At 72.2% G+C, this 22338-nt stretch carries 16 protein-coding genes; 10 read left to right on the forward strand and 6 right to left on the reverse strand.

What is annotated here, in order from left to right; all coding sequences use genetic code 11:
- Positions 1-55: 55 nt before the first annotated feature.
- Both I8D64_RS04955 and I8D64_RS04960 read left to right on the forward strand, forming a co-directional pair.
- Complete coding sequence (locus I8D64_RS04955) at positions 56-3085, forward strand: glycoside hydrolase family 2 TIM barrel-domain containing protein (protein WP_200501404.1); 3030 nt, start codon at positions 56-58, stop codon at positions 3083-3085.
- A 789-nt stretch (positions 3086-3874) separates the two neighbouring features.
- Positions 3875-4387, forward strand: a complete 513-nt coding sequence (locus I8D64_RS04960) for a hypothetical protein (RefSeq protein WP_200501405.1) — start codon at positions 3875-3877, stop codon at positions 4385-4387.
- 57 nt (positions 4388-4444) lie between these two features.
- Here I8D64_RS04960 and tgt read toward each other — a convergent pair whose 3' ends face one another.
- The 3 genes from tgt to rfbB all read right to left on the reverse strand — a co-directional run bounded on the left by tgt (position 4445) and on the right by rfbB (position 8347).
- Complete coding sequence (tgt, locus tag I8D64_RS04965) at positions 4445-5818, reverse strand: tRNA guanosine(34) transglycosylase Tgt (protein WP_343068438.1); 1374 nt, start codon at positions 5816-5818, stop codon at positions 4445-4447.
- 91 nt (positions 5819-5909) lie between these two features.
- Positions 5910-7334 (reverse strand): sugar nucleotide-binding protein, encoded by a 1425-nt coding sequence (locus I8D64_RS04970; protein ID WP_200501406.1) that lies wholly within the window; start codon positions 7332-7334, stop codon positions 5910-5912.
- 23 nt (positions 7335-7357) lie between these two features.
- A complete protein-coding gene (gene rfbB, locus I8D64_RS04975; protein WP_200501407.1) occupies positions 7358-8347 on the reverse strand; it encodes a dTDP-glucose 4,6-dehydratase in 990 nt (329 codons plus the stop codon).
- Positions 8348-8559: 212 nt separating this feature from the next.
- Here rfbB and I8D64_RS04980 point away from each other — a divergent pair, with 212 nt between their 5' ends.
- On the forward strand, positions 8560-9345 hold the full coding sequence (locus I8D64_RS04980) for an NYN domain-containing protein (protein WP_246482749.1): 786 nt from the start codon (positions 8560-8562) through the stop codon (positions 9343-9345).
- Positions 9346-9363: 18 nt separating this feature from the next.
- On the opposite strand, the gene rfbA is transcribed toward I8D64_RS04980, so the two are convergent.
- Entirely contained in the window at positions 9364-10245 is an 882-nt protein-coding gene (gene rfbA / locus I8D64_RS04985) for a glucose-1-phosphate thymidylyltransferase RfbA (protein ID WP_200501408.1), read from the reverse strand.
- Between the two features lie 219 nt (positions 10246-10464).
- On the opposite strand from rfbA, the gene I8D64_RS04990 reads away from it, so the two are divergent.
- The 4 genes from I8D64_RS04990 to I8D64_RS05005 all read left to right on the forward strand — a co-directional run bounded on the left by I8D64_RS04990 (position 10465) and on the right by I8D64_RS05005 (position 18711).
- Positions 10465-12597 carry a DUF6541 family protein gene (locus tag I8D64_RS04990; protein ID WP_200501409.1) on the forward strand — a complete coding sequence of 711 codons (2133 nt, stop codon included), beginning with the start codon at positions 10465-10467 and terminating at the stop codon, positions 12595-12597.
- Between the two features lie 157 nt (positions 12598-12754).
- Positions 12755-15916, forward strand: coding sequence for an acyltransferase family protein (locus I8D64_RS04995; protein WP_200501410.1), 3162 nt, complete (start codon positions 12755-12757; stop codon positions 15914-15916).
- Positions 15917-16050: 134 nt separating this feature from the next.
- Positions 16051-17385, forward strand: a complete 1335-nt coding sequence (locus I8D64_RS05000; RefSeq protein ID WP_200501411.1) for a M18 family aminopeptidase — start codon at positions 16051-16053, stop codon at positions 17383-17385.
- A 216-nt stretch (positions 17386-17601) separates the two neighbouring features.
- Complete coding sequence (locus I8D64_RS05005; RefSeq protein WP_200501412.1) at positions 17602-18711, forward strand: Gfo/Idh/MocA family protein; 1110 nt, start codon at positions 17602-17604, stop codon at positions 18709-18711.
- A gap of 19 nt (positions 18712-18730) precedes the next feature.
- Here I8D64_RS05005 and I8D64_RS05010 read toward each other — a convergent pair whose 3' ends face one another.
- On the reverse strand, positions 18731-19447 hold the full coding sequence (locus tag I8D64_RS05010; protein ID WP_200501413.1) for a hypothetical protein: 717 nt from the start codon (positions 19445-19447) through the stop codon (positions 18731-18733).
- 131 nt (positions 19448-19578) lie between these two features.
- On the opposite strand from I8D64_RS05010, the gene I8D64_RS05015 reads away from it, so the two are divergent.
- A complete protein-coding gene (locus I8D64_RS05015; RefSeq protein WP_200501414.1) occupies positions 19579-19788 on the forward strand; it encodes a hypervirulence associated TUDOR domain-containing protein in 210 nt (69 codons plus the stop codon).
- A 115-nt stretch (positions 19789-19903) separates the two neighbouring features.
- On the opposite strand, the gene folP is transcribed toward I8D64_RS05015, so the two are convergent.
- Positions 19904-20785: a dihydropteroate synthase gene (folP, locus tag I8D64_RS05020; protein ID WP_200501415.1), complete on the reverse strand. Its 882-nt coding sequence runs from the start codon at positions 20783-20785 to the stop codon at positions 19904-19906.
- Between the two features lie 314 nt (positions 20786-21099).
- Between folP and I8D64_RS05025 the strand changes: the two genes are divergently transcribed.
- Together I8D64_RS05025 and I8D64_RS05030 are read left to right on the forward strand one after the other, a co-directional pair.
- Positions 21100-21813: an HAD family hydrolase gene (locus I8D64_RS05025; RefSeq protein WP_200501416.1), complete on the forward strand. Its 714-nt coding sequence runs from the start codon at positions 21100-21102 to the stop codon at positions 21811-21813.
- A complete protein-coding gene (locus I8D64_RS05030) occupies positions 21810-22334 on the forward strand; it encodes a GrpB family protein (protein ID WP_200501417.1) in 525 nt (174 codons plus the stop codon). Before I8D64_RS05025 ends, I8D64_RS05030 begins: the two co-directional genes overlap by 4 nt.
- The last annotated feature ends 4 nt before the right edge of the window (positions 22335-22338 follow it).

Genomic DNA, 22338 nt, shown 5'->3' on the forward strand with positions numbered 1-22338 from the left:
CCGTCAGCGCCCGGTCCGACGCGAAGACCCCATCTGACCTGGAGGAATCCTCACGATGACCACCGCTGCTCCCGTGACCGCCCCGACCGACCGCTGGTGGGAGGCCCTGCCCGCCGGCAGCGGTCGCCTGCGCGGTCGGGCGCACCTGCACTCCGACGCCCCGGAGATCAGCCTCGACGGCACCTGGGACGTGCGCTTCGGCTCCCGGGCCGACGGCTCCGACCTGGGCGAACCAACGACGATCGCGGTGCCGGGCCTGTGGCAGCTGCAGGGCCATGGCGCCCCGCAGTACACGAATGTCGTCTACCCGATCCCGGTCGACGTCCCGCACGTGCCCGACGAGAACCCCACGGCCCATTATTCGCGCCAGCTCGCGGTGCCGGCCGACTGGGAGCAGCAGCTCGTCGAGGGCGCTCGCGCGATCCTGCGCTTCCAGGGCGTGGACTCGGCGGCGAAGGTGTGGATCGACGGCACCGAGGTGGGCGTGACCTCCGGCTCGCGTCTCACTCAGGAGTTCGACGTCACCGACCTGCTGCGCGCGGGCGCCGCCCACCTGCTCGAGATGCGCGTGGTCCAGTGGAGCGTGAACACGTACCTCGAGGACCAGGACATGTGGTGGGCCTCCGGGATCTTCCGCAGCGTGGACCTGCTGCTGCGGCCCGTCGGCGGCATCCACGACCTCGTCACCCGCGTCGACTTCGACCCGCAGACCGGCCGCGGCACGCTGAGCGCCCGCGCGACCGGGATCGACGGCGCGCCGCTCGAGGGTGCGGTGGTGCGCATCCCCGCCCTCGGCGTCGACGCCCCGGCAGACGGCACGAGCATCGACGTCGGCCCCGTCGACCCGTGGAGCGCCGAGGTGCCCGCCCTCTACGACGCGACGGTGACCGCCGCGGGCGCATCCGCCGGCGGCATGGCGGAGACCGTCTCCCTGCGCGTGGGCTTCCGGCGCGTGGAGATCGACGGCGAGATCTTCCGCATCAACGGCGAGCGCGTCGAGATCCGCGGCGTCAACCGGCATGAGGTCGACCGGATCGTCGGCCGCACGCAGCACCTGGGCAACCAGGACCTCGACGCCGCGCTTATGAAGCAGCACAACATCAACGCGGTACGCACCTCCCACTACCCGCCCCACCAGCGGTTCCTCGAGGTGTGCGACGAGGCCGGGCTGTACGTGGTCGACGAGTGCGATTTCGAGGCGCACGGCTTCCATGCCGACACCACCGGCGAGGACACGATCGGCGCCGCGAAGCGCCCGGCCGACGACCCGCAGTTCACCGACTCCCTGCTCGAGCGGACCGACCGCTTCGTGCGCCGCGACCTCAACCACCCGTCGATCGTCATCTGGTCGATCGGGAACGAGGCGTCGACGGGCCGGAACACGACGGCGATGATCGAGCGCGTCCGCGAGGTCGATCCCACGCGTCCGGTCATCTACGAGCAGGACTACCGGGCGCTGGACGCGGACTTCTTCTCGCTCATGTACCCCAGTCACGAGCAGTCCCGCCAGATCGGCGAGCGCGCGCTGGATGCGGAGAACAGGAAGCAGCTGGTCGGCATGCTGCGCCACCTGGGCGTGGATGCGGCCGACGACGCCTTCGACGAAGTCCCGGCGCTCTCCAAGCCGTTCCTGTGGATCGAGTTCGCGCACGCCATGGGCAACGGCGCCGGCTCCCTGAAGGAGTACTTCGACCTGGTCCACGAGTACCCGGCGATCCAGGGCGGCTTCATCTGGGAGTGGATCGACCACGCCCTGGCCACGACCGACCCCGAGGGCCACGCGATCGACGGCTACGGCGGCGACTTCGGCGAGCGTCTGCACGACGCGAACTTCGTGGCCGACGGCCTCGTGCTCCCCGACCGCACTCCCTCCCCCGCGCTGCTCGACGCCAAGCACCATTTTTCCCCCGTCGGGCTCCAGATCCTCGAGGGGACGACGGGCGACGGAGCCGGCGCCTCCATCGTGCGCGTGACGAACCGCTATGCGTTCCGCACCCTCGAGCATCTGCGCGCGGAGGTCTCGCTCGATGCGCAGGAGACCTGGCAGGAGCTCGCGCTGCCGGACCTCGCGCCGGGGGCGTCGGCCGATGTGCCGCTGTCCGCGGGCGACGGGCCCGCGGTGACCGTGCGCCTGCTGACCCGCGAGGAGGAGGGGCCGGTCCCGGCGGGCCACCTCGTGGTCGCCGCCGACCGCGTGGATCGTGTCGCACTCGCCGCGCAGCAGGAGGGCCTGGGCGAGCTCGTTGCACCCATCCCCCCGGATGCGGCCGTCGGCCGTGACAGCTGGCGCGTGGGCCCGGCGGTGCTCGACGACCTGGGTCGTCTGGCGAAGGTGGGGTCGGTCGACGTGCCGCACGCGGGCGTCGACCTGTACCGCGCTCCCGTGGACAACGAGCGCGCCTTCACGTCCGTGGCGCTCGAGACGCGGTGGAAGCGGATCGGTCTGGACGTGGCCCGCCTGCGACTGGTCTCGGCCGACGTCGAGGGCGATGTGCTCGTGCTGCGCAAGCGCCTGGGACTGGACGGATCGAGCCTCGGCGCCGACGTCACCGAGCGCTGGTCCAGCGACGGCGAGCGCGTCGGGGTGCAGGTGGACGTGGCACCCTCGGCGCACTGGCCGGAGGATCTGCCGCTGCCCCGCGTGGGCTGGACGTTCGCGGTTCCCGGCGGCCTCGACGACGTGCAGTACACGGGCTACGGGCCGCACGAGTCCTACCCGGACACCGGCGGCGGCACGACCTTCGCGACCTACCGCTCCTCCGTCGCCGATCTCCAGACCCGCTATGTGATGCCGCAGGAGAACGGCAACCGCGCGGGCGTGGTGCGGGCGACGCTGCGCGGCGGCGGACACGAGGTCGACCTCTTCGCACCGGACGGACTCGGACTCGCGGTGCGCCCGTGGTCGACGGCCGAGCTCGACGCGAGGGCGCACGACGGCGCCCTGGAGACTGACGGCCTGACCTGGGTGACGCTGTCCGCGGCGCTGCACGGCGTGGGATCGGCGGCCTGCGGCCCCGAGCCGCTGCCGCAGTACGTGCTGGGCGCCGCTCCCGTCAGCTTCCGGTTCGAGCTCGCCGCACGGTGACCGCCCGGCGGTCCGGTTGCCCGATGCCGAATCGCGTGCAGCAGGCTCGCCGGCGGGAGGGTCGCCCGCAGCAGGCTCGCCCGCAACCGCCGTGCCCGCCACGGGTTGTCCGGCGCCCTGTGCACTTGGCGTAGCAGGAGGTCGGGTCACGTGTCATATATGCCGTGACCCGACCTCCTGCTCCGCGTCCTGCTCACCCCTGGCGGAGAGCCGGCCCGGCGCGACGTTCGCGGGACGGTGCGTGCACGGCACGATCGACGTGACCGCGCGGGTCGGCCGAGGCCGGGGCGACGTGACCTGCCCGATAGGCTGGAACCGCACGAGGGTCGAACAGAGCAGGGAGAACAGCACATGTCGCAGGGCTACGGGCAGCCGGATCCGCAGCGGGATCAGCCGGGGTACGGGCAGGCCCCCGACGAGCAGCGGGGATACGGCGAGCATGGGGTCGGCCAGCAGGCCGCCCAGCCGCACGACCCGTACCGCAGCACGTCGGAGCAGAGCTCTGCACAGACGGGCTGGCCCCAGCAGGGAGGTCAGCAGCCGAGCTGGCCGAACCAGGGCGCCGCATCAGCGAACGCTCCCCAGCCGGGCACGGACGATCCGAACACGGGCCAGCCGGACGCAGGCCGACCGAGCGCGACCGAGCAGCCCTCCCCGTGGGGGCAGCCCGGGCAATCACAGCCCTCCCCTGCGCCGCAGCCGTTCGGTGCCCCGCCGCAGCAGCCGTCGCCCTACGCCGCTCCTCAGCCGGCTGCGCACGGCGGGCCCTACGCTCCGGGGAACGCATCGATGCCCGTCTACGCACCGGCGGCAACGCCGGATCGCAGCCGGCTGACGCGAACCTTCGCGATCATCGTCGTCACCCTCGGCGCTCTGTTCCTGCTGATCCGTTCGATCGCCATCATCGTGACCACCGCCGGCGGGTACTCCGCCGGATACCAGGGCTCCGAAGCAGGGGTCGCCGGCTTCGCCGTGGGCGGCGTGCTGCTCGTCATCCTCAACGTGATCGTGGGCATCGCCCTTCTCGCAGCCGCCGTCTACTTCCTCGTGGTCGGCCCGCAGCGGGTGCGAATCGGTGGCGGACTGGTCCTCGCTCCGCTCGTCTGCGGCGTCGTCACGCGACTGATCATCTCGGCGATCGCGCAGGCCGCACTGCAGTCCGCTCTCCATGACGGGAGCTTCGACGCCGCGCGAGGATTGCTCGTCGTGATGGTGATCGTCGAGGTGATCCGCCACATCATCGAGGGCGCGTTCGTGATCGTCGGCGGGATCGTCGTGCTCCGCGCTGCGAAGAAGTCCTGACCTCGGCGCTCGGCGCGCGTCGCACCCTCCGTCAGCAGCCGACCTCCGCGAGACCGCTCACCGCGCCTCGCCGTAGTACGCGCCCGTGCGCTCCTCGCGCAGGGCGTCGAAGTCGCCGCTCGCGATCGACGCCCTGATCTCGTCGACCAGGCGCACCACGAACCGCTCGTTGTGGATGGTGCAGAGCGTCGCCGAGAGGATCTCCTTGGCGCGGAACAGGTGGTGGATGTACGCGGCGGTGTAGTGCGTGCACGTGAAGCAGTCGCAGGTCTCGTCGATCGGCGCGAACTGGCGCTTGTACCGCGAACCGGTGAGGTTCACCCGGCCCGTGCGCGTGTAGACGGCGCTGTTGCGGGCGACCCGGGAGGGCGAGACGCAGTCGAAGGTGTCGGCGCCGGCGGCCACGGCGATGAACAGGTCGTCGACCTCGCTGATGCCCAGCAGGTGCCGCGGGCGCTCCTCGGGCAGCTCATCGGTCACCCAGCCGACGATCGTCCCCAGGTTCTCCTTCTCGAGCGCGCCGCCGATGCCGAAGCCGTCGAAGACCTGGTCGTCGACCTCCATCGCACCGAGGTCGCGGGAGGCCTTCCGGCGCAGGTCCTCGTACTGGGCGCCCTGGATGACGCCCCACAGCTGCTGATAGGGCTTGGTGTCCCGCTCGATCGTCAGACGGCGGTGCTCGGCGAGGCAGCGGATCGCCCACAGCCGCGTCCGCTCGAGCGCCTGCTCCTGGTAGGGGCGGGAGTTCATGAGCGTGGTGAGCTCGTCGAAGGCGAACATGATGTCGGCGCCGAGCCCGTGCTGGATCTGCATGGAGATCTCGGGCGTGAAGCGGTGGACGTCGCCGTTGATGAAGGAGCGGAAGGTGACGCCGTCGTCGTCGACGTGCGCGAGGCGCTCCTTCCCCTCGGCGACGGCGTCGTCCTCGCCGCTCGCGGTGCGGGCCTTCTGCCCGCCGGAGAACTCGCTGGAGAGGACCTTCTTGAAGCCCGCGCCCAGGCTCATCACCTGGAAGCCGCCCGAGTCGGTGTACGTGGGGCCGGGCCAGTTCATGAAGGCGCCCAGACCACCGGCCTCGTCGACCAGGTCGTGGCCGGGCTGGAGGTAGAGGTGGTAGGCGTTGGCGAGCACCGCCTGCGCGCCGAGATCGGCGACGGCCTGCGGCAGCACGGCCTTCACGGTCGCCTTGGTGCCCACGGGAACGAAGGCAGGGGTCGCGATGTCCCCGTGCGGGGTGCGGATCACCCCGGCGCGGGCCTTCTCGCCGTGGCGCGCGGTGATCGTGAAGCCGCTGCGGTCCGGGGCGAGGTCCGACAGGGCGGCCGACGCGGGGTACGGGGCAGCGTGCGGCGCCGAGTGCGGGGCCAGGTGCGCGTTCGACGGGGCCTGCTGCGCGGGATCGGACGACGGGGAGGTCATGGGGCTGGGCACCCGCTCAGTGTCCCACGCGGCGAGGCTCCGACCTCGTCCCGTCGCGGCGCCCGACGGCACGTGCGAGCTCGACCCGTCGCGGCACGCGCCGTCAGCCCCGCAGGTACTCCTCGAGGGCTGCGTCCTGGTCGGCCGGGGTGAAGCCCGTGGCCTCGATCCTGGCGAGGGAGAGCACAGAGCTGCGAGGGCGGGGCGCGATCGTGCCGTCGCCCTCGGCGCGGCCCTGGGCGGCGTAGTACTCCGCCGTGGGGACGCCGCGGACGCGCGCGGGGTCGTGCCCGGTGAGGGCGAAGACGCGGCGGGCGATGTCCGCCCAGCTGCTCGGCTCCCCCGCGCACGTCACGTCGTACACCCCGGGCGCGGGGCGCACGGTCAGCAGATGGTCGATCGCGCGGGCGAGCTCGCTCGCGAAGGTCAGCCGGCCCAACTGGTCGTCGACCACCGCGGGGTCGATGCCGCGCGCGGCGAGGTCCGCCATGGTGCGCACGAAGTTCCGTCCCTCCCCCACGACCCAGCTGGTGCGCAGCACGAAGTGCTCGGGCAGGGTCTGGACGAGGCGGTCGGCCGCGGCCTTCGTCTGCCCGTAGACGCCCAGGGGGCTCAGCGGCTCCTCCTCGTCGTGGACCTCCGCGGCGCCGTCGAACACGTAGTCGCTCGAGACGTGCACGAGGGTCGCCCGGTGCCGTCGTGCCGCCTCGACGAGCCGCGCGACGCCGTCGACGTTCGTCGCCCACGCCTCCCGACGGCCCTCGGGGGTCTCGGCGGCGTCGACGGCGGTGTGCGCGGCGGCGTTGACGATGACCCCGTAGGGCGAGAGGTCGAAGGCGCCGACGGAGGCGGGGTCGGCGATGTCCAGGCGGTCGCGGCCCACCAGGTCCACGTCGGCCCGGCCCTGCCAGTGCGCGGCGAAGGCGCGGCCCAGCTGGCCGCTCGCGCCCACGACCAGGGTGCGGCGGGGCAGCACCGGGGCCACGTCCGCGAGGCGGGGATGGGAGCGGTCCTTGTCCGAGAGGACGGCCCGTTCGAGGGGGATCGGCCAGGGGATCGCGGAGGACTCGTCGGCCAGGTTCAGGAACGTGTACTGGGCCTGCGCGGCCTGCGACCAGTGGTCGTTGACCAGGTAGGTGTAGGCGGCGGGGGCCTCCAGGGTCTGGAAGGCGTTGCCGACTCCTCGGGGCACGAGGACCGCGACGCCCGGGGTGATCTCGTGCCAGTAGGCCGTCCCGAACGTCGGCCCCTCGCGCAGATCCACCCAGGCCCCGAACACCCTGCCCGTTGCGACCGAGACGTACTTGTCCCAGGGCTCGGCGTGGATGCCGCGCGTGACGCCCGCCTCCTGGTTGAAGGAGATGTTGTTCTGCACGGGGCCGAAGTCCGGCAGCCCCGCGGCGACCATCTTCCCGCGCTGCCAGTTCTCCTTGAACCAGCCGCGCGCATCGCCCGGCAGCGGCAGGTCGAGCACGAGGAGACCCGGGATCGGCGTGGTGGAGACGACGAGTCCGCCCGTGCCCGTCACTGTCCCGCCTCCGCGTACTTCGCCTAGGTCGCGGCCTTCTGGCCGCGCCACCAGTCCTCGTTGTCCCGGTACCAGTCGATGGTCTGCGCGAGGCCGCTCGCGAAGTCCGCGAAGACCGGCTGCCAGCTCAGCTCCTCGCGCAGCTTCGTCGCGTCGATCGCGTAGCGCAGGTCGTGCCCGGGCCGGTCGGCGACGAGGTCGTAGTCGTCCGGCGCGCGGCCCATGAGCTGCAGGATCAGCTCCACGACCTCCCGGTTGGAGGCTTCCCCGTCGGCCCCGATCAGGTACGTCTCGCCGATGCGGCCCGCCTCCAGGATCCTCAGCACGGCCGAGGAGTGGTCCTCGACGTGGATCCAGTCGCGCACGTTCGCGCCCGCCCCGTACAGGCGCGGGCGGATGCCGTCGATCAGGTTCGTGATCTGGCGCGGGATGAACTTCTCGACGTGCTGGCGGGGCCCGAAGTTGTTCGAGCAGTTCGAGATCGTCGCCCGCACGCCGAAGGACCGCACCCACGCGCGCACCAGCAGGTCGCTGCCGGCCTTCGTCGAGGAGTACGGGCTCGAGGGGTTGTAGGCGGTGGCCTCGGTGAAGCGCGCTGGGTCCTCGAGCGCGAGGTCGCCGTAGACCTCGTCGGTCGAGACGTGGTGGAGACGGGCGCCGTGGCGGCGGGCGGCCTCGAGCAGCGTGAAGGTGCCCACGAGGTTGGTGCGGACGAAGGGAGCGGGGTCGGACAGGGAGTTGTCGTTGTGGGACTCGGCGGCGAAGTGCACGATCGCGTCGTCCTCACCGGTGAGGGAGCCGACGAGTTCATCGACCACCTCCACGTCGGCGATGTCGCCGCGGACCAGGCTCATCCTCTCCTCGGGCAGGCCCGCGAGCGAGGCGGCGCTGCCCGCGTAGGTGAGCTTGTCGAGCACGGTGACGGTGTCCTCGGTGCGCGCGAGGGCGTGGTGCACGAAGTTCGAGCCGATGAAACCGGCGCCGCCGGTGACGAGCAGGTGGCGGGGTGCCATGAAGAGCTCTCCTGGATCGTTGGATTCGGTCTGGCCAGGGGCGATGAGGCGACTCGTTCGAGGATACGGCACCGTTCTCTGCACATCACTGCGGTGCGTCTTGCCGGGCCTCGGTAGCGCTGCTAATCTTCTTCGACACAGCCTCCGCCGTTGACCCTCCACCTATCAGGAGTGCCGCCGATGACGGGGGCTTCGTCATGTCGAGGGAGACCATGGCCGATCACCGCAAGACGTCTGGCAAGCCGACCGACACCGTACCGATGCGCGAGATCGTCACCGCGATCATGGTGGACGGTGGGTTCTACCGGAGGCGAGCGCGTCGGCTCTTCGGTGAGAAGACCGCCGCAGAGCGGGCAGACGAACTCATGGAGTACTGCCGACGCCACATCCGCACGTCGCGAAGCCATCTGTACCGGATCTACTACTACGACTGCCCACCCTCGGACAAAGTCATTTTCCATCCCCTAACGCGCCAGCACGTCAACCTCGCGAAGACACCGGAGCACGGGTGGATGTCGGAATTCCTGGAGACGATCGTGCGCAAGCGCAAAGTTGCGCTTCGACGCGGAGAAGAGCTAGAGACACAGCAGGGATACACGCTCAAACCGACTCCTCTAAAGAAGTTGTGCAGCGGCGCGATCGCGATCCAGAACCTCACCGAGCAGGACTTCTCGCTCGACATCACTCAAAAGGGCGTCGACATGCGGATTGGGCTGGACATCGCATCGCTGGCTGAACGGCGCGCGGTGAACCAGATCATCATGATCTCCGGCGATAGCGACTTCGTGCCCGCGGCGAAACACGCACGCCGGGAAGGCATCGACTTCATCCTCGATCCAATGTGGGCGCCGGTCGCAAAGAGCCTCAATGAGCACGTGGACGGGGTCAGAGAGTGCGTGCGCCGCGACCCGTCGAATAGACTGGACCCGCTCCATGTCGAGAAACTTCACGCCAACGAGCCTTCACCGGATCTCGACCCTGATCGAGAAGAACTCTGAAGGAATCTTCGCGAACTTTCAGGTAGGCCGACCGGTCTCGCGCTCGAGGATGTCGAGCAGGTGGGCGCCGTAGCCGGACTTCACGAGGGGCTCGGCGCGCTCGCGCAGCTCGTCGTCGGACAGGAACCCCATGCGCCAGGCGACCTCCTCGGGGGCGCCGATGAACAGGCCCTGGCGCTTCTGGACGGTGCGGATGAACTCGCCGGCGGCCGCGAGGTCGTCGAAGGTGCCGGTGTCCAGCCAGGCGGTGCCGCGGGTGAGGACCTCGACGCGCAGCGCGCCGTCCTCGAGGTACGAGCGGTTCAGGTCGGTGATCTCGAGCTCGCCGCGGGCCGACGGGCGCAGCGCCTTCGCGCGCTCCGAGGCGGTGGCGTCGTAGAAGTACAGGCCGGGGATCGCGAGGTTCGAGCGGGGCCGGGCCGGCTTCTCCTCGAGGGAGAGGGCGCGCCCGTCGGCCCCGACCTCGACCACGCCGTAGGCGCGCGGGTCCTTCACCCAGTAGCCGAAGACCGCGGCGCCGTCGACGTCGACGAAGCGGCGCAGCTGCGTGCCCATGCCCTGGCCGAAGAAGAGGTTGTCGCCCAGGACCAGTGCAGCGGGGCCGCCGTCCAGGAAGTCCTCGCCGATGACGAGCGCCTGCGCGAGGCCGTCGGGCGCGGGCTGCACGGCGTACTCGAGGCGGATCCCGAAGCGCGAGCCGTCGCCCAGCAGCGTCCGGAAGGACTGCTGGTCGTGGGGCGTGGTGATGATGAGGATGTCGCGGATGCCGGCGAGCATCAGGGTGCTCAGCGGGTAGTGGATCATCGGCTTGTCGTACACCGGCAGCAGCTGCTTGGAGACGCCCAGGGTCAGCGGATGCAGACGCGATCCGGTGCCTCCGGCGAGGATGATGCCGCGCATGGGTGCACGCTCCTGAGGGTGTCGACGCGGGTGGGGCGCGGGGGCGCGCCCCGATGCCCCTGTCCGGATGCTATCGAGAGGGAGGACGGCCCGGCGACGCGCCGACGCGACGACGCGGCGCGGACCGTGGCGTTGCGGCCGGGTCGCGTGTGGCATGGTGAGCTCGCCCGAGCGGCCCGCGCCGCCCCCTTCCCCGTCGGACCGTGCCGAGGAGTCCGCATGCCGCTGGCAGTGATCGCCGCCTTGGCCGCCGCGCTCGGCGTGCTCGTGATCCCCGGGCTGCCGCTCGTGGTCGCCCTCCGGCCGCGCCCGCTCACCGGCGCCGCGCTGCTCGCCCCGGCCTCGCTCGTCGTCGTCGCGGTCGCGGCCGAGGGCTCCCACGCCGTGGGCGCGGCGTGGTCCCTCGAGACGCCCGTGATCGTGGGCGTGATCGCGGGTGCGCTCGTCCTCGCGACGGGCAGGATCGCTGCGCGAGCGGGGCGGACGACGTCCCGAGGAGTGTCCCCGCGTGGCGCAGATGACGGGGACGGCCCGTCGGCTCCTTCCACCCCGCCGGCCCCGACGGACGGCTCGCCGCGCGCCCGGACCCTCGCCGGGCTGCTCGGGCTGATGATCGGCGGCGCGGTGATCGTGGTGCGTGCGCTGCACGGGATGGGCGGCATCGACGCGATCAGCCAGACCTACGACAACATCTTCCATCTGGGCGGTGTGCGCGCGATCCTCGACGCCCACGACGCCTCCGCCGCGGTGGTCTCGACGCTCAACCTCCCCGAGGGGCGCAGCGGCTTCTACCCGGCGGGCTGGCACCAGCTCGCGAGCCTCGTGGTGATGGCCTCGGGCCAGTCCCTCCCTCTCGCCTCGAACGCGCTGATGCTGCTGGTCGGAGCGGTCGTGTTGCCGCTCGGGATCGTGGCTCTGGTCGCCGGGTGCACGCGGGTGGGCCCGGCCGGCCTGTGCGCGGCGGGCGCGCTCACGGGCGCGTCCTTCGCGTTCCCGCTCGCGCTCATGACCTGGGGCCTGCTGCTGCCGAACTTCCTGTCCACCGCGATGCTCCCGACGGTGGTGCTGGTGGCGGCGCAGGCGCTCGGCCTCGCGCCCCGCGTCCGTGAGCACCTGCGCCCGCTGCAGCTGGTGATCGCGGCCCCGGTCGCGGCGTGCGCCGTGCTCTGGGCGCATCCGCAGGGCCTGCACGCCTCGCTCGTCCTGGTCGCGCCGATGGCGCTGTGGGCGGCGGTCGGCGGGATCCTCGCGTGGACGCGGGGACGGAGGAGTCGGAACTCGGTCGACGGGCGCGGCCCCCGCCGGCGCTTCCCGCTGTTCGCGTGCGGCGCCGCGCTCGTGCTCCTCGCCCTCATCCCGTTCGCCTGGACGGAGCTGCGGCCGTCGCGCCGGGCGTCGGCCTGGCCAGCGCACATGCACATCGCGGAGGCTCTCCGGGCGGGGCTCGGGATGTCCGGGGCGCACGTGCCTCCCGGCGTGATCCCCGCGCTGCTCGTGGGCCTTGCGATGCTCGTGGTGCTCGTGTTCTCCCGCTCGCGCTGGATGCTGCCGCCGCTGCTGGTCAACACTTTCCTGTTCGTGGCGGCGGCGGCCTTCGGCGACCGCGACCTCCGCTACCTGCTCACCGGCCCCTGGTACATCGACAGCTATCGGCCGGCCGCCCTGATCCCGGTCCTCGCGATCCCCGTGCTGGCCGTCGCGGTCGATGTGCTCGCCCGCGCGGCGGGTGCCCTGACGGCCCGGCGCCGAGCGCCCGCTGGACGCCGAGTGCGCGCAGGGAGCGCGGCTCACCGCGGACACACCGCTGGGTCTCCCGCGTCGGCCCTCGTGGTCGCGGTGTGCGTCCTCGGCCTCCTGGCTCCCGCCGTCCGCTCCCCCGCGGCGCAGCACGAGGACGACCTCATGGACCGCTACTGGCAGCATCCGCACGTCGTCTCCCCCGACGAGCTCGCCGTGTTCGCGCAGGTCGACGCCCTGGTGCCGCCGCACGCGACGATCATCGCGGATCCCTGGGACGGAGGCTCGCTGCTGTGGGCGCTCGAGGACCGCCGCGTCCTCGCCCCGACGCCCGCCTCGGCCCTGAGCGAGGACGACCGCCTGCTGCTGCGGGGACTCGGCAGGATCGACAGCGACCCCGCGGTGTGCGACGCCGCCGCGCGGCAGGACGCCCGCTACGTCTTCACCTCCACGGAGGGTGCGCTCTGGCGCAAGCGCAGCCCGAACCGCGGTCCCGAGGACGCCGCGCGCAACGGCAGCGCGATCGAGCTGCACCGGGTGGGGAAGGCTGCGCTGTGGGAACTGCGCCCGTGCCGCGGGTCCGACGGGCGGATGGAGCTCACCGGCGACGGCTGAGACCCGGATCGGCGGCCGACGGGCCGCGCAGCCGGCTCCGGCGTGCGAGGCAGGACTCGCCTGGGCGCCGTGCGCGCTGACGATAGGATCTGTGCGCTCGCCTCCGCATGCATGCCGCGACGGACGGGTGCGCTGACGAGCTGACGAAGGGGGACGGATGTCGGACGACGACGCGCGGTCGGCGCCGCGCGCCCACGGCCGTCGCCGCGGCACCCCTCGTGACGAGACGCCGCCGGTCGCCTCGGAGACCCCGGGGGCCGACGGGCGCGTCCCCGGCCCGGCCGAGCGGGAGGCGTCGCCGGACCTGCGCGCCGCCGCCGTGCAGAGCACGAGCACGCCCCCGCCCGCTCGCCGCCACGGCCGTCGCGCCCGACGCCTCGAGGAGCCGCCGCCCGAGGCTCCCACCTCGTCGGACGCGGAGACGCCCGCCGCCGCGTCCGAGGAGACACCCTCCGAGCGCACCCCCGCTCGCGCCGCATATGCGCACGTCCATCCCGGGTCCCTGGACGCCTGGCTCGAGCCCGGCGATGCTTCGGCCGACCTCGGGTACCCCGTCGAATTCGAGGGGACAGCGGACGACGGGGACGACAGGACCAGGGACGAAGCGACCGGGGACGAAGCGACCGGGGACGACGGGGCCGGGCACGTCGGGATTGAGGCTCGGGCGACCGCGGAGGATGCAGCGCCCGCGGCAGACGACACCGCCGAGATCCCGCGCGCGGATCCGCGCCCCGCTGCGCCAACCGAGCCCGCCGGGCCAACCGAGCCCGTCGGGCCCGCTGACGACGTCCACGACGCGTGGACCACGGCACCCCGCGCCGAGCCGACCGCGCCCGACGCGCGACCGCTCCCCTCCCACGCCGATCTCGACCGCGCCACCCGCGGACGCACGCACCCGGCACCTGCAGCACCCGCGGAACTCACAGCACCCGCCGCGCCCGCAGCTCCCCCGGAGTCACCGGCGCCTCGGCCCGTCGAGCCCGCGCCCACCGACCCGTCGGCCGATGCACCCGCCCCCGCCGCACTGCCGACCGAGACGCCAACCGCCCCGTCGACCGAGGCTCCGGCCTCTCTGCCGACCGAGGCTCCGGCCGCCCCGTCGACCGAAGCGCCTGCTGCTCCGTCGCCCCGCCCCTCGGAGCCGGGCCTCTCGGTCCCGTTCCGGGTCGAGATCCACGGGCTGCGCGCGATCGCGATCCTGCTGGTCGCGGTCTACCACATCTGGTTCGGGCGGGTCTCCGGCGGCGTCGACGTCTTCCTGTTCATCTCGGCCTTCCTGCTCACGGGATCGTTCGCGCGGCGTCTCGAGTCGGGACGTCCGCTCGCGGTGCCGCGCTACTGGCTGAAGACGTTCAAGCGCCTGCTGCCGCCTGCGGTCGTGACGATCCTGGGGTCGCTGGTCCTCGCGTTCACGGTGCTGCCGCCGACGATCTGGGCGACCGTGCAGCGCCAGGCGTGGGCGAGCGCCCTGTACGTGCAGAACTACGTGCTCGCGGCGGACAGCGTCGACTACTACGCGCACGACGCCGCGGCCGCCTCCCCGCTGCAGCACTTCTGGTCGATGTCGATCCAGGGGCAGATCTTCCTCCTCTGGCCGCTGCTGTTCGCGCTCGGCGCCGTGCTGGTCCGCCGCCTGCCCGCGCTGCGCGCCCACCCGCGATGGCTGATGGCAGGCATGTTCTCGCTGGTCATCGTGATCTCCCTGGTGTGGTCGATCGTCTCCACGGTGTCGAACCAGACCTTCGCCTACTTCGACACCGCGGCCCGGCTGTGGGAGTTCGCGCTGGGCTCTCTGCTGGGGCTGATGCTGCCGCGGATCGACCGGGCGACGGGCGCGACGACCTCGAACGCCGCCCCACCGCGCTTCGCCGTGGCGCGCGCGGTGATCGGCTGGGTCGGTCTCGCGGCGCTGCTCTCGTGCGGGGCGCTGCTGGACGTGCAGGGCATGTTCCCCGGCTGGATCGCGATCTGGCCTCTCGCCGCGGCGGGCCTGGTGATCCTCGCCGGACGCTCGGGCCGCGCCTGGGGCGCCGACGCGTTCCTCTCGCTGCGTCCGGTCGCCTTCCTCGGGTCGATCGCCTACGCCCTCTACCTCGTGCATTGGCCGCTGCTCATCGGCTGGCTCGCCCTCACCGGGCAGGAGCGCGCCGGGGCGCTCGACGGCGCCGGGGTGCTCGCCGTGTCCCTGCTGGTCGCGTGGCTGCTCACGCGTCTCGTCGACACTCCCATCCGCCGCTCGGCCTGGCTCGATGCGCGGCCGCGCAGGGCCCTCGCGGCGGTCGCGGTGAGCCTGGTCGTGGTGCTCGTGGGCTCCCAGGCCGTCTTCCCCGCGGTCGGCGAACGGTCGCTCACCGTCGCCCAGGGCGCGCAGGACGACGACGGCGGCGCGAGCGACGGCGGCACGGCCGCGCCCACCGTCCCGAACCCGGGCGCGCAGTGGACGGTGGATCCCATGACCGACGGCTTCGGCACTACCATCCCCTCGCCCGACGTCGTCACCGAGCCCTCCGAGCACACCTACGCCGAGGACTGCCAGAAGAAGCTGGGCCTCCCGGACACCGTCACCTGTCGATACACCCCCGCGTCCGACGGCGACCCCGACCTCACGGTCGCGCTCGCGGGCGACTCCCACGCCGGCCAGTACACGGGCGCGATCCAGCAGATCGCGAAGGAGAGGAACTGGGCCGTCTACTACATCGGCCACAGCGGCTGCACCTTCACCACGGACCCGGCGACCAACCAGTGCAAGGACGTCAACACCTCCTGGGAGACCCTCATCGACGGCGTCGACCCCGACGTGCTGATCACGATGGGCACCCGCACCTCGTTCGACGGCGGATCGGAGTCCGAGGCCGACCGCACGAACCTCGACAGCGCGCTCCCGCTGACCACCGAGCGGGGCATCCCCGTGCTGCTGCTGCGCGACAATCCGCGCTGGCCCAAGAAGGAGGAGTCCGGCAACCGCTTCGACTGCTCCTTCGACGTGCTGCGCGAGGGCGGCGACGCGACGCAGGCCGACGCCGAGTGCGGCGACGACATGAAGAACCGGATGGACGCCGAGAACCCGTCGGCCTACCGGGCGAGCGACGACCCGTACGCGCCGATCCGCATCGCCGATCCCGCGACCGACGTGCTGTGCCCGAAGGGCCGCTGCTCGCCGATCATCGGCAACGTGTTCGTCTACCGCGACAGCTACCACCTCACCGACGCCTTCTCCCGCACCATGGACGACTGGTTCGAGAAGCAGATCGACGCGACGCTCGCGATGAAGGGCCCCGACGCGGAGGCCCCGCAGAGCGAGCCGTCCGACGCCGGCTGATCCGGGCCGACGGGGACGGACGGGCGGACGAGGCCGGACGGGACCGGGCCGACGAGACGAGTCGGGACGGGCAGACGAGGATGGACGGGCCGAAGCCGCCGTCGCGCCTCCGGCCGCTGTGGAACGATGAGGCCATGACCTCCGCACCTGCCGAATCTGCAGTCCACCCCACCGACGAGGCCCGCGATTTCGCGACCGACCTGGGCTCCTTCGTCACCGCCTCCCCCTCGAGCTTCCACGCCGTGCGCGAAGCGGCCCGGCGCCTCGAGGCCGCGGGATTCTCGGCGCTGGACGAGACGGAGCAGTGGGACGGGGACGCGGTGCGCGGGAACCGCTACGTGCTGCGCGACGGCTCGCTCATCGCCTGGTCCGCACCCGCGGAGGCATCGGAGGGGACGGCCTTCCGGATCGTCGGCTCGCACACCGACTCCCCCGCGCTCAAGGTGAAGCCCGACCCGCAGCTCGCCGCGGAGACGATCGCGCAGGTGGGCGTCGAGGTCTACGGCGGGGCGCTGCTGAACTCGTGGCTGGATCGCGAGCTGCGCCTGGCCGGGCGGCTGGTGCTGCGCGGCGGCCGCGAGGTGCTGGTCGCGACCGGTCCGCTGCTGCGGGTCCCGCAGCTCGCCGTGCACCTGGACCGCGGGGTGAACGCCGACGGCCTCACGCTGAACCCGCAGAAGCACATGCAGCCGATCCTGGGCCTGGGCGAGGTCGACGTGCTGGGTCTGCTCGCCGAGCGCGCGGGTGTGCAGCGCGCGGAGATCCTGGGGACCGACGTGGTCACCGCGGACGCGCAGGCGCCCGGCTTCTTCGGAGCCCACGAGGAGTTCCTGGCCTCGGGCCGCCTGGACAACCTCTCCTCCGTGCATGCCGAGGTCGAGGCGCTCGTGCGGCTCGCGGGCGGCGCGGGAGCGGGCGCAGGGGCGGCCGAGGGCGAGCGCCCGATCGCCCTCATGGTCGCCAACGACCACGAGGAGGTGGGTTCGGCGTCCCGCTCGGGCGCCGCCGGGCCGTTCCTCGAGGACGTGCTGGTGCGCGTGCACGCGGCGCTCGGCGGGGACGAGGCCTCGCGGCGCCGGGCTCTCGCGGGCTCGATGGTGCTCTCGGCCGACGCCGGCCACGCCGCCCACCCGAACTACCCCGAGCGCCACGACCCCGTGAACCGTCCACGCCTGGGCGCCGGGCCGATCCTCAAGATCAACGCCAACCAGCGCTATGCGACCGACGCCGTGGGCACCGCGGCGCTCACCGAGGCCTGTGAGCGCGCGGGCGTGCCGCTGCAGGCGTTCGTCTCCAACAACGCGATGCCCTGCGGATCCACCATCGGCCCGATCACGGCGACCCGGCTGGGCATGACCACGATCGACGTGGGCATCACCCTGCTCTCGATGCACTCGGCCCGCGAGATGTGCGCCGTCGCCGACCCGCTGCACCTCTCGCGGGCGTGCGAGGAGTTCCTGCGGGGCTGACGGGCTGCGAGCCCGCTGGTGGGGCACCCGCCCGGCCGGTACCAGCGGGCGCTCGAGGAGCTGCGCAGCTCGCCACGAAGAGAGCGCTGAAACGGTGATAAGGTCATCACCGCACTTATCTATAGACCCGAAATCAACTCCTCGCGCCGGGGTGACCCGCCGCTTGACCGAGGACCCCGGGTCGCCTGTCAGCGCCGACGGAAGGGCCGCTCACCCATGACCTCTCAGAACACCCCGATCCGCGCCGGCGTCGTCGGCATCGGCTGGGCGGGCCAGCAGCACATGGCCGCCTACGACGCCGCGCCCGGCGTCGAGCTGGTCGCCATCGCCGGCATGGAGGACGACGTCCGCGCCGAGCTCTCCGAGCGCTACGGGATCGAGGCGACCTACCGCGACTGGGAGTCGATGATCGCCCGCGGCGATCTTGACGTGGTCAGCGTCGCCGTCCCCACCTTCCTGCACGCACCGATCGCGATCGGCGCACTGCGCGCGGGCGCCCACGTGCTCAGCGAGAAGCCCATCGCCCGCACCGGCGAGGAGGGCCAGGCCATGGTCGACGCCGCCCGCGAGGCCGGCCGGGTGCTCGAGGTCGTCTTCAACCATCGTCGGCGGGGGGACATCGAGGCGATCGCGGCGGCCGTCGAGGACGGCACCGTCGGCCGCCCCTACCACGCGCGCGCCATGTGGCTGCGCCGCGCCGGGATCCCCGCGCTGGGCAGCTGGTTCACCAATGCGGAGATGTCCGGCGGCGGCCCTCTCGTGGACCTCGGCGTGCACGTGCTCGACTGGACCCTGCACATCATGGGCGAGCCGCGCGTCACCGCCGTCTCCGCCGTCACCCACGCCGAGCTGGGCCCGCGGGGCCTGGGCGGCGCCGTCGGCGGGGCGAAGTCCGGCGCCGACTCCGCCTACGAGGTCGAGGACCTCGCGAGCGCGCTGCTGCGCCTCGAGGGCGGCGGCTCGATCATGCTCGAGACCAGCTGGGCGGCCCACCGCGCCACTCCCGACGAGTTCGGCATCACCCTCTACGGCACCGACGGCGGGGCCGACCTGAAGGTCGAGGGCTACGCGCCCTCGGGCGAGCTCACGCTCTTCACCGGCGACGGCGAGGACGCGATCGACACCCCGATCACCGCGCCGGAGGGCCGCGGGCACGGCGCCGTGGTCGAGCGCTTCCTCGAGCACGTGCGCGACGAGGCGTCCTGGGCGCAGCACGACGGCGGCGTGGGCCTCAGCCGCGCCCGCATCGTCGACGCCTGCTACGCCTCGGCGCGCCAGGGCCGCGAGGTCCGCCTCGACGAGAACGGGGAGATCCTGGGCGACTGAGCCCGGGAACCGGCGCTGATCAGCCCGCATGCTCCGAGCGCAGCAGGAGCAGCGACTGCAGCCAGGAGTGATGCGTGCTGGTCAGCGCCACGATCCCGTCGACGATGACCACGAGGCCGCCCAGGGTCAGCAGCCCCGAGAAGATCAGCAGCAGGATCCGTCGGCGCGGGCCGAAGAAGTTCTCGAGGGCGCGCAGCACCCGGGTGTGCAGGCCGAACTGGGAGAGCACGGTGACGGTGACCAGCGGCAGCTGGTAGATCACGTTCCAGGCCACCAGTAGCACGATCTCCTCGAGCAGGCTGTGGGTCTGCATCGCCAGACCCACCGCGATCGTGAAGGTCGGGTCGGCGAACGTGGTCAGCGAGAGCAGCAGCCCGCCGACGGCGAGCGAGCCCACCTGGTCGATCGTGTGGTGGTCCTTCGGCGGGCGCGGGCGCAGGGCGCTGCGGCACTGGTAGGCGGCGAAGCCGAGCAGCGCGCACCCGACGACCAGCTGGATGACCGAGACCCGCGTGCCGGAGTCGAGGACCGGCGCGAGCCAGTGGCCGACGAAGGCGAGGATCGGCTTCAGCACGAGGGTCACCGCGAGCACTGCGACCGCGTATCCGCCCAGGAAGTACAGCAGGTGCAGCGGGCGCATCCCGCGCGCGAGGAAGGTGGCGGCGATGACGCCGCCCAGCACGTCCATGGTGACGACGGCGAGGCCGAAGAAGGTCAGCAGGCCCGCGAGCGTCATGCCGCCGAGAGTACAGGCGCCGCGTGGCACGATGGATCCGCCGAGGGGACGAGCATCGGGGCCGACGATCGGACCCGGGTCGGACTCGGGTCGGACCCCCGTCGAGCTCCTCGGCCGATGGGAGGCGCACGATGACGCAGTTCGCGAAGGGCGACCACGTGCAGTGGAACTCGGAGGTCGGCATCGTCTCCGGCGTGATCACGGACGTCCACGAGAAGGACATCGAGTTCAAGGGACGCACGCGGCACTGCAGCTCCGAGGATCCCCAGTACGAGATCCGCAGCGACAAGACCGATCACGTCGCGATGCACAAGGGCGGGGCACTGACGAAGGTCGAGTGACGCGGCGGGGCGTCGGTGACGGCGGGGCGGCGAAGACGGCGGTCCGACGGGGCCGCGCGGTGCGGCTCCGCCCCTGCTCGCGGAAACTTCCGTGGCCCCCGCGGCGCCTGCCGGCTCAGACGTTGTGGGTCGGGTGCATGTTGTGCTCGAGGCGCACGGGATCACGCAGGCCCAGGATCGCCTCGGTCATGCGCACGGCGTCCACGGTCTCGGGGACGTCGTGCATGCGCACGATCCGCGCGCCCTTGAGGATGCACACGCTCATCGCGGCGAGCGAGCCCGCCAGGCGCTCACCCTGCGGCCGGTCGATCGACTCGCCGATGAAGTCCTTGTTCGAGACCGCGACCAGCAGGGGCAGTCCGATCTGCGCGAGCTCCTCGAGCCGGCGCGTGATCTCCAGGGAGTGCAGCGTGTTCTTGTCGAGATCGTGCCCGGGGTCGACGATGATCCGCTCACGCGGGATCCCGGCCGCCTCCGCGCGCGCGACCTGGTCCAGCAGCGCCTCGCGGACCTCGCCGACCACGTCCTCGTAGTGCGCGGCGGGCTTCTCCTCGCGGGGCCTGCCGGCGCTGTGGCAGAGGATCACGTGCGCACCGCCGTCGGCGACGACGCGCGCCATCTCCGGGTCGGTGAGTCCGCTGGTGTCGTTGATGACCGCGGCGCCCGCCTCGAGTGCCGCTCGGGCGACGGCGGCGCGGTTCGTGTCGACCGAGACCATCACCTGGGGATGGGCGGCGGTGAGCCGCTCGATCACGGGGACCACGCGCTCGATCTCCTCCTCGACGGAGACCGCGGGGCCCCGCCCGAAGGGCACGCCGCCGATGTCCACCCAGTCGGCGCCATGCTCGACGGCGCGCTCGGCGCTCTCGACCGCCTGGTCGAGGACGAAGGTGCGGCCCTTGTCGTAGAAGGAGTCGGGGGTCCGGTTCACGACGGCCATCACGGCGACGTGTCGAGTGAGGTCCAGGGCGCTCATCCCGCGGTGCTCGGGCTCCATCCGACGTCCTCTCTCCCCGACGGCTTCCCGCCGCCCGCACTGGTGGCATCCGCACTGGTGGCGCATGCTCGGCACGACTCTACGGGGCGTTCCCGACAGCGCGCGGGTCACGGAGCGCGGGCCACGCGGGGCACGGCGAGCGCAGGGCACGCAGGGTTCGCGGGGCACGGCACGGCGAGCGCAGGGCACTCAGCGCACGGTCTCCGACGAGGGCGTGCACTTCGCGTAGCAGGGGATCGGGTCACGTGCATATACGAGGGTCACCCGATCTCCTGCTACGTGAAGTGTCCGGGGGTGCTCGGTAGTCTCGGCGGATGCTGCTGCTGATCGACCTCGACAACACCCTCATCGACCGCGACGGCGGCTTCGCGCGCTGGGCGAAGAGTTTCGTCGAGGATCTGGGCGGGGGTCGCGAAGACCTGGACTGGCTGCTCGCGGCCGATGCGCACGGATACGCTCCCCGCCGCGTCCTCGCCGACGGACTGCGCGAGAGGCTGCGCCTGACCACCGACCCGGAGGAGCTCGTCTCGCAGCTGCGGCGCGGCCACCTCCCCTACATCGAGCCCTACTCCGGTGTGGTCGAGGAGCTGCAGAGCCTGCGCGGGGCCGGCATCCCGATCGTGGTGGTGACCAACGGACGCTCCGAGCAGCAGTCCCGCAAGCTCGAGCTCACCGGGATCGGCGACCTGGTCGACCACGTCGTGATCTCCGAATCGGTCGGGGTCAAGAAACCGTCGGCGGGCATCTTCCACGCGGCGCTCGAGCGTCTCGGGTCGTACGCGGAGCCCGGAGCGGTGTGGATGGTCGGCGATCATCCCGACGCCGACATCGCCGGCGGGCGCAACGCGGGGTTCTCGACCGGCTGGGTGCGCCATGGCAGGCCGTGGGACGACCAGGGAAGGGATTGGCGGCCCACCGTGCAGGCCGAGACCACCCGTGAGGTGCTCCAGCTCATCGCCGAGGACGCAGGACATGTCGAGCACGCCTCGCGTAGGGAGGACCGTGAAGGCGGCGTGACCCGGAAATGACCTCAGCGGAGCGGCCGGATACCCCGTCGGAGCAGGCTGTCCTGCTCGTCGATCCGAGACCGGAGGACTGGGCACTGCGCTTCGCGCGGATCCGAGACGACGTCCTCGCTGTGCTGCCCGGAGTGCGGATCGAGCACATCGGTTCGACCGCCGTCCCTGGTCTTCCCGCGAAGGATGTCGTCGATGTGATCGTCGGCGTCCCGCAGAGCGCCATCGCCGCTGCGGCGCATCGCCTGGAAGGTGCGGGCTGGGACCTCGAAGGAGAGCGCGAGCGGCACTGCTGGTTGAGCCGTCCCACGCGCCGCGCGCGCGACTGCGTCCTCCATCTCGTCGAACACGGCGGACGGATCTGGACGGAGCGCCTCGACTTCCGGGATCTCCTGCGCCAGGACGCCGATGCTCGAGCCGACTATCTGCGCACGAAGGTCGAGGCAGCCCGATCATCCATCGGGTGGACCGAGTACACCCGCGCCAAGGCCCCGACCGTCGGCAGGCTGCTGAACGAGCATCGGGAGAGCTGAGCGG

The organism is Brachybacterium halotolerans, assembly GCF_016623465.1.
Lineage (GTDB): Bacteria > Actinomycetota > Actinomycetes > Actinomycetales > Dermabacteraceae > Brachybacterium > Brachybacterium halotolerans.

Coding starts and splice junctions, on each gene's coding strand:
- I8D64_RS04955 (WP_200501404.1), top strand. CDS start 56: ATGACCACCGCTGCTCCCGTGACCGCCCCGACCGACCGCTGGTGGGAG.
- I8D64_RS04960 (WP_200501405.1), top strand. CDS start 3,875: ATGCCCGTCTACGCACCGGCGGCAACGCCGGATCGCAGCCGGCTGACG.
- rfbB (WP_200501407.1), bottom strand. CDS start 8,347: ATGGCACCCCGCCACCTGCTCGTCACCGGCGGCGCCGGTTTCATCGGC.
- I8D64_RS04980 (WP_246482749.1), top strand. CDS start 8,560: ATGGCCGATCACCGCAAGACGTCTGGCAAGCCGACCGACACCGTACCG.
- rfbA (WP_200501408.1), bottom strand. CDS start 10,245: ATGCGCGGCATCATCCTCGCCGGAGGCACCGGATCGCGTCTGCATCCG.
- I8D64_RS04990 (WP_200501409.1), top strand. CDS start 10,465: ATGCCGCTGGCAGTGATCGCCGCCTTGGCCGCCGCGCTCGGCGTGCTC.
- I8D64_RS04995 (WP_200501410.1), top strand. CDS start 12,755: ATGTCGGACGACGACGCGCGGTCGGCGCCGCGCGCCCACGGCCGTCGC.
- I8D64_RS05000 (WP_200501411.1), top strand. CDS start 16,051: ATGACCTCCGCACCTGCCGAATCTGCAGTCCACCCCACCGACGAGGCC.
- I8D64_RS05005 (WP_200501412.1), top strand. CDS start 17,602: ATGACCTCTCAGAACACCCCGATCCGCGCCGGCGTCGTCGGCATCGGC.
- I8D64_RS05010 (WP_200501413.1), bottom strand. CDS start 19,447: ATGACGCTCGCGGGCCTGCTGACCTTCTTCGGCCTCGCCGTCGTCACC.
- I8D64_RS05015 (WP_200501414.1), top strand. CDS start 19,579: ATGACGCAGTTCGCGAAGGGCGACCACGTGCAGTGGAACTCGGAGGTC.
- folP (WP_200501415.1), bottom strand. CDS start 20,785: ATGGAGCCCGAGCACCGCGGGATGAGCGCCCTGGACCTCACTCGACAC.
- I8D64_RS05025 (WP_200501416.1), top strand. CDS start 21,100: ATGCTGCTGCTGATCGACCTCGACAACACCCTCATCGACCGCGACGGC.
- I8D64_RS05030 (WP_200501417.1), top strand. CDS start 21,810: ATGACCTCAGCGGAGCGGCCGGATACCCCGTCGGAGCAGGCTGTCCTG.